The organism is Terriglobia bacterium (genome assembly GCA_020073185.1).
Classification (GTDB): domain Bacteria; phylum Acidobacteriota; class Terriglobia; order Terriglobales; family Acidobacteriaceae; genus JAIQGF01.
Window position 1 is genome coordinate 1 of sequence record JAIQFT010000037.1, and the last position, 13225, is coordinate 13225.

Annotated in this window: 12 protein-coding genes; 9 read left to right on the forward strand and 3 right to left on the reverse strand. The window is 58.8% G+C overall.

The features are described from left to right. Window positions 1–114 precede the first annotated feature (114 nt). The 3 genes from LAN64_13755 to LAN64_13765 all read right to left on the reverse strand — a co-directional run bounded on the left by LAN64_13755 (window position 115) and on the right by LAN64_13765 (window position 3702). The gene (locus tag LAN64_13755) at window positions 115–1122 is read right to left on the reverse strand and encodes a porin (GenBank protein MBZ5568901.1); all 1008 of its coding nucleotides are present in this window, start codon (window positions 1120–1122) and stop codon (window positions 115–117) included. Window positions 1123–1870: 748 nt separating this feature from the next. Beyond that, entirely contained in the window at window positions 1871–2572 is a 702-nt protein-coding gene (locus tag LAN64_13760) for a response regulator transcription factor (protein MBZ5568902.1), read from the reverse strand. Between the two features lie 8 nt (window positions 2573–2580). Beyond that, a complete protein-coding gene (locus LAN64_13765) occupies window positions 2581–3702 on the reverse strand; it encodes a histidine kinase (protein MBZ5568903.1) in 1122 nt (373 codons plus the stop codon). A 30-nt stretch (window positions 3703–3732) separates the two neighbouring features. Here LAN64_13765 and LAN64_13770 point away from each other — a divergent pair, with 30 nt between their 5' ends. From LAN64_13770 to LAN64_13810, 9 genes are all read left to right on the forward strand, one after another. Further along, window positions 3733–5196, forward strand: coding sequence for a DUF4118 domain-containing protein (locus LAN64_13770; protein MBZ5568904.1), 1464 nt, complete (start codon window positions 3733–3735; stop codon window positions 5194–5196). Between the two features lie 214 nt (window positions 5197–5410). Beyond that, window positions 5411–6316: a radical SAM protein gene (locus LAN64_13775; protein MBZ5568905.1), complete on the forward strand. Its 906-nt coding sequence runs from the start codon at window positions 5411–5413 to the stop codon at window positions 6314–6316. Window positions 6317–6563: 247 nt separating this feature from the next. After that, window positions 6564–6935 carry a 4'-phosphopantetheinyl transferase superfamily protein gene (locus tag LAN64_13780; GenBank protein ID MBZ5568906.1) on the forward strand — a complete coding sequence of 124 codons (372 nt, stop codon included), beginning with the start codon at window positions 6564–6566 and terminating at the stop codon, window positions 6933–6935. Between the two features lie 30 nt (window positions 6936–6965). Next, complete coding sequence (locus tag LAN64_13785; GenBank protein ID MBZ5568907.1) at window positions 6966–8663, forward strand: AMP-binding protein; 1698 nt, start codon at window positions 6966–6968, stop codon at window positions 8661–8663. A gap of 36 nt (window positions 8664–8699) precedes the next feature. After that, the gene (locus LAN64_13790; GenBank protein ID MBZ5568908.1) at window positions 8700–8957 is read left to right on the forward strand and encodes an acyl carrier protein; all 258 of its coding nucleotides are present in this window, start codon (window positions 8700–8702) and stop codon (window positions 8955–8957) included. Between the two features lie 42 nt (window positions 8958–8999). Continuing rightward, entirely contained in the window at window positions 9000–10247 is a 1248-nt protein-coding gene (gene kbl / locus LAN64_13795; GenBank protein ID MBZ5568909.1) for a glycine C-acetyltransferase, read from the forward strand. Further along, window positions 10235–10468, forward strand: a complete 234-nt coding sequence (locus LAN64_13800; protein ID MBZ5568910.1) for a hypothetical protein — start codon at window positions 10235–10237, stop codon at window positions 10466–10468. Before kbl ends, LAN64_13800 begins: the two co-directional genes overlap by 13 nt. A 545-nt stretch (window positions 10469–11013) precedes the next feature. After that, window positions 11014–11604 (forward strand): hypothetical protein, encoded by a 591-nt coding sequence (locus tag LAN64_13805; protein ID MBZ5568911.1) that lies wholly within the window; start codon window positions 11014–11016, stop codon window positions 11602–11604. 314 nt (window positions 11605–11918) lie between these two features. Then, entirely contained in the window at window positions 11919–12989 is a 1071-nt protein-coding gene (locus LAN64_13810; protein MBZ5568912.1) for a DUF481 domain-containing protein, read from the forward strand. Window positions 12990–13225 lie beyond the last annotated feature (236 nt).

Sequence of the window (13225 nt, forward strand, 5' to 3'; positions counted from 1 at the left end):
TTTTCCCAAAGTGCTGAGGGTGTGGTAGCTTCGCTTCAAGGCGGTTCTCCTTTCGTTGAGAAAGTTTCCAACCCGACTCTATCAAGAGCCGGGTCGAGAACCGCCCCTCAACCTTCAACTATGGATGGGACACCCTCCAAAACCGGGATTCAGGGCCGGAACAAGGTCGCGTTGTTCCCTGCCGACGTGATAAATCACATTCCACTGCACGGTCTTGCTGGGCTTCACAACGACTTGGACAACATGCGATTTAAAGCCATTGAAGTCTTCTGTCTGCTGCACGCCGTTGATCAGCCAGTAGCCAAGACTTAGGTGGTCATTGACCGTAAGGGTGTTCCGGAAGCCCATGTGATAAAAGGGCAGGAAATTGAAGAAATAGGCTCGCGAGTAATTGAACTGGTCCTTGCTGTAGTTGCCTTCGTAGCCCATCGCGCTGGCGAATTTCCCAAAGTCGATTGTGAGACCTTGCAGAAGGGGAGCCACATACGTCCCGTAAGCCTGGAAGATGGGCCGGTATGCTTGCGGCCGGAGTTCGTTGGCCGGGTTTCCCTGGAGGGTTTCCGTCGCCTGTCCATATTGAAGGTCCAGGCGCGCGCCAAAGCGCCGGCCGGCGGCAATGTCGGGCGCCCGCTCCAGGACGACGGTCGCCTGGTTGAGGCTGAAGCTGTTGCTGCTCACGTCGTAGGCGCGCAGTAGGTTGATCCGCCCGATTGGATGGTTGAAGTTATATCCATAGTAACCGTCCAAGGTAAGATTGATGGTGGTCCCCTTTAGGTAATCGAGGATTGCCCGATCGTCATTGGTCAGCCGCGCCGGTGTGACTTGCGCCGGCGCCGGGGCTAATGTCTCAAGAGCTGCCGTGCTGGCCGGTTTGGAGGCCAGCGATGTCTGCTGCTGAGCTCTAGCTTCCAGTTCGGCAACGCGCTTCTGCAACTCTTCCACCAACCGTCGCAACTGGGCCGCATCGTCGGGTGCGCCCGGTGTCGGAGGGACTACCTGCGCCCTGGCCGCGGGAACGCCTGCCAGCAACCAGCCAATCATCATGACTGAAATGGCGTGCTGGCGGTACCGACTCAGCCGCGCTGAGACGAATCGCACGATAATTGTGACAACCAAAATCATCGAATACTCTTTCCGGCTTTGTTTGTCCGACCTTGAGTCGGTGAATTCATTCTCTGCACCACATTAAGTCCACGGGTCCCGCCACTATCGTGCCGGCTCAACGGTTTAGCCGCAAATGCGGGAGCCATCCTCCGGTGCGGCATATATTGGTTGACGCCGTCAACCGCGATGTCGGGGTCCGTCTCAATTCCTCCGTGCTCAATTCCTCCGTGCCCGTCGTGTTCTGGCCATGCCCGCAACACATGTACCACGTGGTTTCCCCTGCCGTCCTTACCGCAGATCGCCACCAGGAACCGAAGCAGGAACATCACTCCGGTGGTACATGCGACGGTAAGAATTGCGATTGCAGCCATTACCCCCTCGAACCATTCTCGTCGGCAGTTGCGAACGTCCCCACGCTTCAGGCCCGTTCTGCTCACACCTGCATTGGATATGGGCGCGCATAAAATTTGTCTAAAGAGTGCATAAAAAGTTCGTAATCGAGCGACAGCCGATGCTCGCTTTATGAATTTTTTATGGAGTCTTTATTCGAGCTTTACGGGGTCGGCGATCAAATAGGGGAAGCTGGACTCCATCCTTCAAGCCAGCTTATGTAGCGAGAGAGGAAAAATGACTTCTACCGTGGCCGTGCTCGGCTTCTTTTTGTTGGTTGCCATGCTGCTGGCAAGGTCCTGGATTCTTGACCTGCGGTCTCTCCCGCGGCGCCCATCGCGCCGCCCTGAGGGAAAAACGGCAGCCTCACTGCAGGCTACTCATCTCCCGCATTGAAGCGGTACCCGATCCAGGGCTCCGTGATGATGTAGCGTGGGGAGGCTTCATCGGGTTCAAGTTTCTTTCGCAGGTGGCCAATCACAACCCGCAGGTATTCGGGCTGCTCTGTGCTGGTGTCACCCCAGACCGAGGCGAGGAGTCCGCGGTGGGTGACAACCTTCCCGGGATGTCGCGCCAGATATGCCAGGACATCAAATTCCTTCGGTGTCAGCTTCACTTCCTGGTTGCGGACATGAACGCAGTGGGCTTGCAGGTCAATGCGGAAATCTCCGAGCTCGATGACCTGGGAATCCGGCTGTTGCGGGGTCGTGGCGCGCCGGAGGGCGGCGCGAACCCGGGCCAGGAGTTCATTGGTGCTGAAGGGCTTGGTGATGTAATCGTCGGCGCCGGCGTCCAGCGCCTCAACCTTAGTGCGCTCTTCGCCTCGTACCGACAAGACAATGATCGGGATTTGCGACTTCGTGCGAACGTGCCGGCAGAGTTCCAGGCCGTTCATGTTGGGCATGCGCAGGTCGGTAATGAGCAGGTCCGGCGACCACTGCTTGATCACTTGCAGCGCATCATCGCCATCCGAGGCAGTGCGCGTCGAATAGCCCCGGCTCGACAAGGTCGTTTTCAGTACCCTCGCGATCTGCGGCTCATCATCGACGATCAAAATTCTGTGTTTCTCCTCGGCCATGGTTCCGCTCACTTCATCTCCTGGGTCACGATGTGAACGTCTACCGGTGGAGCATCGCGCAGGAACTTGTGAATGGCCGACAGGTACAGGTACTTGCGCCAGCCCTTCTGAGCCGAGCGTCCGAACACCACTTGCGTGATGTGCTTCTCGCGGACGAATTTCGCAACCACCTCGGCTACGCTCTTGCCCTCGGTTCGAATCACCTGTGCACCCAGATTTTCCGCAAAGCGAATATTCTGAGCCAAGGTGCGCTGGTTCTCGGCGCTTTCATCGACTCCGATGTCGATGTAGATAACCAGCAGGTCCGCGTCCATGCGTTGCGCCATGCGCGCCGCCCGCGCGATCAGGTACTGCGCCGCGGGATTAGAGCTGATGCACACGCCAATGCGCTCACGTACACCAACGCTGAGCTGTGTCCCTTCCTTGGCGAGGTAGGACTCCAGGCTCCGATCCACGGCCCGGGCCACTTGCTGCAGGGCGAGCTCACGCAGCGCAATCAGATTGCCGGGACGGAAAAAGTGGCCTAAGGCCCGCTCGGCGCGGTCTACCGGATAAATGTCCCCGCGCTTCATGCGCGTCTGCAGCGCCTCCGGCGTCAGATCGGCCATCACGATCTCATCCACCCGCTGCATGACCCAGTCGGGAACGGTTTCCCTGACCTGTACCCCGGTGATGCTCTGAACCATCGGGTTCAGGCTCTCGATATGCTGCACATTCATCGTCGAGAGCACATCGATCTTCGCGTCCAGCAACTCGATGACGTCTTCGTGGCGCTTCCGGTGTTTGCTGCCTTCGATATTGGTGTGGGCCAATTCATCCACCAGCGCCACCTGCGGCTGACGGGCCAGGATGGCGTCCACATCCATCTCTTCGAATGCCGCGCCTTTGTACGCGATCTGGCGTCGCGGCACGGTGTCGAGCATGCTGGCAAGTTCGGCGATCGCCTTGCGCCCATGCGTTTCGACGACGCCAATCACCACGTCCTCGCCGCGGCTCCGGCGGCGAGCGCCTTCGCTCAGCATGTTGTAGGTTTTGCCCACACCCGGTGCGTAACCCAAGATGAGCTTGAATATGCCCTGTCTCTTTTGTGGGGACGCTTCTTCCAACCATTGCTCAGGCGTCTTCGGCATCGCGGCTATTCTCGTTGAAACGAGGACCTTGTGTCGATGGATTACAATGCCCGCGTGACCCGACCGGCGCAATGGATCCTACGCTTCCTGGCCGCGGCGGCGATTGATTTCGTAATCGGCTGGATTTATTTCCGTATGATCCACCTGAATCCCACTACCGTGGGATTTACCTTTTTACTCGCGATCCTTGTTGTTTCCGCCTTTTGGGGCCTGCGCGTAGCCATCTTCATGGCAGTATTGGCGACGCTGGGTTATAACTTTTTTTTCCTTCCGCCATTGCTGAAATTCTCGATTGCCGACCCGCAGAACTGGGTTTCTCTATTCGCGTTCCTGATCACCGCCATCATCGGCAGCCACCTGTCGGAGCGCGCCCGCCGTGTGGCCCGGGAATCGAACCAGCGCCGCCGCGAGGTGGAGCGACTGTACGCCTTCAGCCAGCAGCTTCTCGTCTCGGAGAACGTCTTTGGTCTTCTGAATAACGTGCCGTCGCATATCGTCGATTCCTTCGGCGTGACCGGGGCCGCCATCTTTCTTGACCACAAGCAGAAGACGTACTTCTCCGACATCAGCGTGCAATCGCTGATCCCCATCGACGAGTTGAAAGCGGTCAGCGGTCGTGGAGAGCCTGTCCTGAACCGGGAACGTGGGACCTGCTTCATGCCCCTCCGCATGGGAGTTCGCTGCATCGGGAGCCTGGGCATCGTCGGGTCAAACATATCCCGGGAAACCCTGGAGGCGATCGGAAGCCTGGTGGCCATCGCCATCGAGCGCGCCGCCACCATGGAAAAGCTGACCAAGACAGAGGCGGCACGTGAAAGCGACCGTATCCGCTCCTTGTTGCTGGATGCGGTGACGCACGACTTTCGCACGCCGCTTACGGCGATCAAAGCTTCAGCCGAAACGCTCTTGTCCGAGGTCGAGTTGGACCAACCTCAATTGAAGGAGTTGGCAACGGTCATCAATGAAGAGAGCGACCGGCTTGACCGCATGGTAGGCGAAGCCGCGGAAGTTGCCCAACTCGATGCGCAACAGATCGAGCTCCGCTTCGAACCACATCACATCCGCGAAGCGGTCGACCTGGCGCTGCGGGAGGCCAAGCACGCGCTGGAGCGGCACACGGTTCAAGTGGTGGTTCCGGAACAGCTACCGCCGTTGCGCATGGACTTGAAACGGATAACGGAAGTTCTTGCGCAACTGCTCGACAACGCCGGCAAGTATTCGCCGTCGGGGACGCCCATCCATATCACCGCGGAGCTACGCGATCGGCAACTGATCACGTCGGTCGCCGATCACGGCCCTGGCATCGACGATGTTGAGCAGGGCATGATCTTCGAAAAGTTTTATCGTGGGCGGAACCAGAGAGTCTCCATGCAGGGCACCGGCATGGGACTGGCGATCGCCAAAGCCATCGTCGAGTTGCACGGCGGAACGATTACCGTTACCAGCCAATCGGGGCACGGGTCGGTGTTCTCGTTCACGCTGCCGACTGGGTGATGGCGCAGGTTTTGAATTCGTGTGGCTGCGAAACCGCGATCGGTATGACCACCTCTGCACCGCCCTCTTCCTGTTTCAAAACGGGATAAGCGTTTGCCACGCGGCGCATATTTCCTTTGTCTGGAAACGAACTAGAGGGATATTGGTTAACTAGTTTATGGCAGCGCAAGCACTCTGGCCGGAGCGGCGCCTTTTTCAAGCGTCGTACCTCGATCTGTGGGAGAGCGGTGAACTGCGCGATCGCGTCGAACGCGCCGTCGCCTTGCTCGCCGATTGCAAATTGTGCCCGCGAGAATGCGGGGTGGACCGGCTCGATGACGAAGCCTCCGTTTGCCGGACCGGACGATGGGCGCGGGTCGGCAGCTACGGTCCGCATTTCGGTGAAGAGGCTTGTCTCAGCGGCAGCCGCGGCTCGGGAACGGTTTTCTTCGCGCAATGCAATCTGCGCTGCGTGTTCTGTCAAAACCACCAGCTCAGTTGGCTAGGCGAAGGCCGAACCACTTCCGCCCCGGAGCTGGCCGCAATGTTTCTGCATCTGCAGGCAGCCGGTTGCCACAACATCAACCTGGTGACTCCGTCGCACGTAGTCCCGCAAATCCTGGAAGCGCTGCTGCTGGCAGTGGAGGCGGGCCTGCATCTTCCGCTGGTGTACAACACGAGCGGCTACGACTCGCTGACCGCGCTGGCCCTGCTGGACGGCGTGGTGGACATCTACATGCCCGACTGCAAGTACTGGGACGCCGATGCCGCCGCCTGTTGTTCCCACGCCGCCGACTACAGGGAGTTCGCCTGTGCCGCGATCAAGGAAATGCATCGCCAGGTCGGTCCGCTGGTCTTCGACGAAAGCGGCCTTGCCTCACGCGGAATCTTGCTGCGCCACCTGGTCATGCCGGACGGGGTGGCGGGTACGCCGCGCGTGTTGCGCTGGATTGCCCGGGAACTCGGCCCCGACACCTACGTTAACCTGATGTCGCAGTACCATCCCGCCGGCTGCGTTGACCACGATCATTACGCCAGGATCGCACGCCACGTCACGCCCGAGGAGATGGAGGATGCCTTTAACTGCGCCGCCGCTTGTGGCCTCCGCCGGGTTGAAGGCCGTCGTCAGCATCCGCTCTGACAACTGCACCGGGACCCAAGCTGGGGATTCGCGGCCCCCCTCTTCTGTGCATCGTTCTGACCTGCTCCACTCCGAAATCAGCGGCCAACGATTGCGGTCATTGACAGACGAACCGTGCGCCCGGAAGCCTATTTCGGGAAGCCATGGGAAGGCAGAGTGGAAAAAACCGCTGAGCCTCGAGCGCAGAGGTAGATCATCAAGCCAGCAGGCGAGGTTCTCGCATCCGGCACCGATCCTCGCAATGGTCATGATCGTTGGCTTAGGGATCGATCTCGTCGCCAACACCCGAGTGCAGCAGGAGCTGGCGCGAGGTGAATGGCGGTTGGGCGATGGCATCTTCACCAGCCGCGAGATCAGCCGATGCAGCCGGGATAGGAGACCGGCTCTTTGTTATGCCGCGTGCTTCGCAGCCAAGGAAGCCACTCTCAAGGCGTTGGGAGTCGCGGTCACCGATCTGAGCATGCTGCGCGAGGTGGAGGTCGAACTGGGCGACCGAAACGCCATCGTGCTTCACGAGCGAATGAAGTTGGAGTCCAAGCGCTTGGGAGTGCGGCACGTCCGGCTCGCCATCGCTCCCGGCAAACGACAAACCGGCGCCATGGTCATTTTGGAATCGTGACCAGTATCGCGCGCCGAGATCGGACAGGTTATGGCTCCGCCTTCTTACGAGGAACTCGTTTCCGGATTCAGTTGGTCGCTAGCCGAGCGTGAACTGGGCTATCAGACGGGAGAGCCGCTCAATATCGGATGGATGTGCAGCGACCGCATCTGCCGTCTCGGCCAGGCGGACAAGCTCGCGCTGATCTGGGAAGATTATCTCGGCAACGAGAAGCGGTTCACGTTTGATCGCCTGCGCGTTCTCTCCAACACCATCGCCTCGTTCCTGGTCGGACTCGGCGTCCACCCCGGTGAACGCGTGTGCCTGTTCCTGGACCGCGTTCCCGAACTGTATATCGGCTTCCTCGGCATCCTAAAGACAGGGGCGGTGGCGCAGCCTCTTTTTTCCGCATTCGGTGACGAGTCGCTGTTCGTGCGTCTCGCCGACGCTAGAACTTCGGCCATCATCACCCAGAAAAAACACGTTCACAAGGTGCGGAAGATTCGCGAAGAACTGCCGGAACTGCGCCACATCATCGTGGTGGACGCCGGCGACACGCCACTGCAGGCACGAGAGGTAGCGTTCCGGATGGAGCAGGCGCCCCCGGTCGAGACTTTTGCGGTATATCCGACCACCGCCGAGTCGCCGTCCGTTCTGCATTACACCTCGGGCACGACCGGCCAGCCCAAGGGAGCGCAACACGTCCACTACTCCATCGTCGCGCAGTACCTCACGGCCAAAATCGTGCTCGACCTGCGGCCGGACGATACGTACTGGTGCAACGCCGACCCGGGATGGGTGACCGGCACGTCGTACGGCATTGTCGGCCCCTGGTCGAACGGGATCACGCAGGTGGTGCTTGATAGCGGCTTCAACGCGCAGCGGTGGTATGAGTTCATTGCCCAGCGCCGCGTGACGGTTTGGTATTCAGCGCCCACGGCCATCCGGCTCTTGATGAAAGAGGGCACCGAGCTTCCTCGCAAGCATGACGTGTCGAGCCTGCGTTATCTGGCGAGCGTGGGCGAGCCGCTCAATGGCGAGGCGGTAATCTGGTCGGAAGAAGCGTTTGGCAGGCCATTTCACGACACGTTCTGGCAGACCGAAACCGGCTGCATCGTGATCACCAACTTCCCCGGTATGCGGATCAAACCCGGTTCGATGGGCAAGCCGTTTCCGGGCATCACCGCGACCGTGCTGAACCCGAAGACCTATGAGCCGGTCAACCAGCCGGGTGTTGCCGGACTGATCGCGCTGCGTCCCGGCTGGCCGTCGCAGTTCCGCGCTTACTGGCGCAACCAGGCGGGCTTCCAGGCGAAGTTCAAGAACGGATGGTATCTGTGCGGCGACCGCGCTTCGGTGGATGCGGATGGCTATTTCTGGTTCATGGGTCGTGACGACGACGTCATCAATACCGGCGGCCACCTAGTCGGGCCGTTCGAGATAGAGTCGGCGCTGCTGGAGCATCCCGCGGTGCACGAGTCGGCGGCGGTGGCCAAACCCGACCCGGTCAACATGGAAGTCGTGAAGGCGTACGTGACGCTGAAGCGGGGCTACGAACCATCGGCGGACTTGGAACTGGAAATCATGAACCGGATTCGCAAGCGGCTCTCTCCGCTGGCGATGCCGCAGGAAATCGAGTTTGTGGATTCCCTGCCCAAGACCCGCAGCGGCAAGATCGTACGCCGGATTTTGCGCTGCAAGGAGTTCCACGAGCCGGTGGGCGATCTTTCCACCGTGATGAACGAGTGACCAGCGCGGCGGTGGAGCGAACAGGAGAACAAGGCAATGGACGAACTCACCAACATGGTGCGCGATTACGTGATCAAGGAGTACCTGGAGGAAGGAGATGAGCGGGAGATTACCGAAACGACGCCGCTGATCTCGGGCGGCATCGTCGATTCCTTCTCCATGGTTTCTCTCAAGCGTTTTCTGGAAAGGAAATTCTCGATCAAGATTCCCGACGATGATGCCACGCCCCAGGCCTTTGACACCGTGCAAAGCATCGTGGCGCTGGTGCGACGTTTTCAGCAAGTCCCGGTGTAACCCCGGGACTTCGGATTCATAACTTCATCATGAGGAACAGCCATGGCCTTTAACGATGCAGTCCGCAATTCCTACCAGGCCGGCATCCAGGCGATCAAAGCCGCCGGCCTGTTCAAAGAAGAGCGTTACATTCATTCGCCGCAGCATTCGGACATCGAAGTGGAATTTCCTCTCGGAAGCGGGATCAGGAAGTGCATCAACGTTTGCGCCAACAACTACCTGGGTCTTTCCAGCCATCCCGACGTGATCGCCGCCGCGCACGCCGGCCTGGACAGCCGTGGCTACGGCATGTCGTCGGTGCGCTTCATCTGCGGCACGCAGGATATCCATCGCGAGCTGGAGCATCGGCTAACCGCATTTCTCGGCACCGAAGATACCCTTCTGTTTCCTTCCTGCATGGACGCAAACGCCGGCTTTTTCGAGGCGTGCCTCAATGAGCAGGACGTGATGATCGCCGACCGGTTGGTCCACGCCTCCATTATTGACGGCATGCGCCTGTGCAAGGCCATGCAGGACACCTTCAAACATTCCGACATGGAACACCTGGAAGAAAAGCTGATCGAGCACCAGGACAAGCGCCTTCGCATGATCATCACCGACGGCGTGTTCTCCATGGACGGCGACACGGCCAAGCTTGATCGCATCGTGAACCTGGCCGAGAAGTACAACGCCATGGTGTTCCTCGACGACTCGCATGCCACCGGTTTCATCGGGCGCACCGGCCGCGGGACACACGAGCATTGTGGGGTCCTCGGCAAGATCGACGTGATCACGACCACCTTGGGCAAGGCGCTGGGCGGCGCTTCCGGAGGCTGCGTCAGCGGGCGCCGCGAGCTGGTGGAAATGTGCCGGCAGCGGGCGCGTCCGTATCTTTTCTCCAACGCGGTGGCGCCGGTGATCGTGGCGGGCGCGCTGAAGGTCATGGACCTGATCACAGCCAGCACCGATCGACGCGACAAGCTGGAATGGAACGCCAGGTATTGGCGCGGCTTGCTGAAGGATGCGGGCTTCGACATCAAGGAAGGCGACAGCCCGATTGTGCCGGTCATGCTCTATGACGCCAAGCTGGCGCAGGACTTCGCTCGCGACCTGTTTGACGAAGGTGTGTACGCGGTCGGTTTCTTCTTCCCGGTGGTGCCCAAGGGTCAGGCGCGCATTCGCACGCAAATGTCGGCCGCTCACGAAAAGCATCACCTGGATGCGGCGATTGCCGCTTTCAAGAAAGCCGGCCAGAAACACCGCATCCTGGGATTGAGCAAGAAGGAACTCATCGCCATGTGCGTGGCGTAATCCTCGGCGTGGAAATGGAGGTCGAGATGCTGTGCGCAGAACTGGAGCGCCTCGAATCAGAGTTTGACGACATTGTCGCCGCCCTGGAAGATCGCAGCTTGCCGGAACAGCGCCGGAAAGAACTGGAGGAAGCCTACGTCCGTATCGCGCGCGAGATCAGCCATCATCAGGCGGACGGGCATGAGGGCCGGCCCTGCTTTGAACTCATCGAGAGGTATTAGACGAAGAACGGGAGCCGCGTTTCCGGTACGTAATCGCAACCGCTCAAACCATTTACGCAACAGCGGCAGACACCACCGAAACAGCCGTTGAAGGAAACCGGCTGTGTTTCGCTCATGCGAAGAAAGGGGGGAAGAATGGGAAGGCTGACTTTGGTCTTGGCAGCTTTTGTTTTGGCGTGCCCCACCCTGTTTGCCGATCAGATCACATTGAAAAATGGCAGAGCGTGCTTGGCTCGGAGCAAGTGTAGACAATCACGGGTCAGGCTGGTATTACTCCCGAGGCTGCGAGTTACGGGCTTGGCTTAACTGCTAGAGCAACTCGTCGATAACCTGACGCCCAGCAGCATAGTGCCGCAAGGCGACTTGATTCGAAGGGTTGAAAGAGGAGTTCAGATGGAACGGTGTGTGCGCCCCCCCCGCAAGATTACGTCCAGAACACCGAGATTTAGCCTCGCGATGTGGTCAATTTTGACCAGCCATTTAGGGCGCGAGAGTGAAAATTGAGTTGTGTGGCCCTGAAGAAACATTAGGATTGGAGCCTTAAAATGAAACTAAATCTGCGTCACGCGATGTGGGCTGTAGCCCTGGCATTCACCGTGGCTGTGTTAAGTGCGCCGAAATTCGCCGCTGCGTATCAATCGGAACAAGGACTTGAGCACAGCCGCGGGCACGACAAGAACAAAAACAACGCCAATCAGGATAACCCAAACTACCAGCGGGGCTGGCAGCACGGGCAGGAAGACCGCATCAACAAACACGCCCGCGCATATCGTGTGCATCCCGACAACGACGCGGACCGCCGCGCCTATGAGGCGGGCTACGACCAGGGTTACACCGGCCGGTACGGTCAGAATAGTCAATATGGAAGGCCGTATCGCATCGGACCCGGCCATCGCCCGTTCGGCGACAATATCCAGAACGGGGCCTACAACAATGGTTTCCAGGAGGGTTTAGGGTACGGACAAGCGGACCGCAACAACGGCCACAGCAATCGTCCTACGTACAGCAGCACTTACCAGAAAGGAACCAACGGCTACAACTCCTCCTACGGCAGTCAGACGGCGTACAAGAACGCCTTCCGGGAGGGTTACAAGGCCGGTTACGCTCAGGGATACAACGAGGGCTATCGCAGGTAGTTTCTCCCGAATCGTTCCAGTCAATCGCGAGCCGCGAGAGTTCTCGCCGCCCACGGTTGACTTCAATCCACGCCCGCAGATTGGCCGGAGCCCAAATCGTAGAGATTCCTACTGACAAGCGAGGCAGGGTCAGCTCAGCCGTGGCTCAGGAAGCAGAAATCGCAACAACAAGAACACGAAGAGAAAGACCCCGCAGCCCAAACCACGTCGCTGCTGAAGCAGGTGTTCGGCAAGGCCCGCTAGGCTGCCCGCCACCACCGAAATAGCAGCCGAATGAAAACGGTCTTGTTTCGGCAGTCGAAGAAAGGGAAAAAATGAAAAGACTGACTTTGGTTTTGGCACTTATGGTTCTGGCGTGTCTCACCGTAGTCGCCGATCAGATCACTTTGAAAAATGGGGATCGACTAACTGGAGACATCATAAAGTCGAACGACAAAGCTCTCGTCATCAAGACGGAATTTGCCGGGGAAGTGACCGTCCAGTGGGGAGCGGTGGATACGATCAGTTCGACGCAAACGCTTCACGTCGCCCTCAAAGATGGGCAGACCATTGTCGGAACGGCAACGCCCCATGATGGCAAAGTGCAGTTGCAGACTCGGGACGCCGGTCCGGTCTTCACTACCAAGGATGCAATCGTAGGCATCCGTTCCGATAAGGAGCAAGCCGTCTACGACGCGGAAGCGGAACGATTGCGGCATCCTCACCTCACCGACTATTGGGGTGGGTTCTTCGATACCGGCCTGAGCACTACGAAAGGCAACTCAGATACGCTGAGCTTCGTGCTTGGTGCTAAGGCGGTGCGAGCAGCGCCGAGTGACAAGATTACCGTCTATGCCAACTCCATCTTCGCCAAGAACAGCTCTACAGGCACATCTGTCACCACAGCGCACGCGATCACAGGCGGGATTCGTGGGGACTTGAACTTGAGCCCTCGGGTGTTTGTGTTTGGTTTCACCGATTTCGAATTTGACCAATTCCAAAAGCTTGACTTGCGGAACGTCCTCGGAGGCGGGATTGGCTACCATGTTGTGAAAACCCAACACACGGTTTTCGACGTGTTCGGTGGAGGCGCGTACGATCAGGCATATTACTCGACAGGCGTCAATCTGAAGGGCGCCGAAGTGGTCGTTGGTGAGGAGTTGTCCTATAAGACCTCAAACCGGTCGAGTCTATCGGAACGATTCCAGTTCTTCCCGAGCCTGAGCAACACGGGGCAATACCGCACTACATTCGATTCGACCGTGACGACCAGAATCAGCAACTGGCTCAACTGGCAAGCCTCTTTCGGAGATCGATACGTAAGCAACCCTATAGCGGGAATCAAGAAAAACGATCTGCTGCTGACGACAGGTATCCGCTTGACGTTTGGGAAAGGCGGCTTTTAGGGAACTTGGGATTATCTCGGCCGTGATCCGTTTGCCAAGTCGTTTCGCAGCCGGCGTCCTCGGTGGGCGCGAGCCTTTTTCTGTCCTGCGCTCGTTTCCTCCAGAAGCAGTATTAACACCTCTTGCAGGCTGCGACTCTTGTCACAAAGGCGATTGCCCCAACTCACCAGCCGGGCCGCTTCCCGGAGCGTCAATTGCACTTGTCGCCGAGTATTCCTCGAACGGTCAAGAGGTTC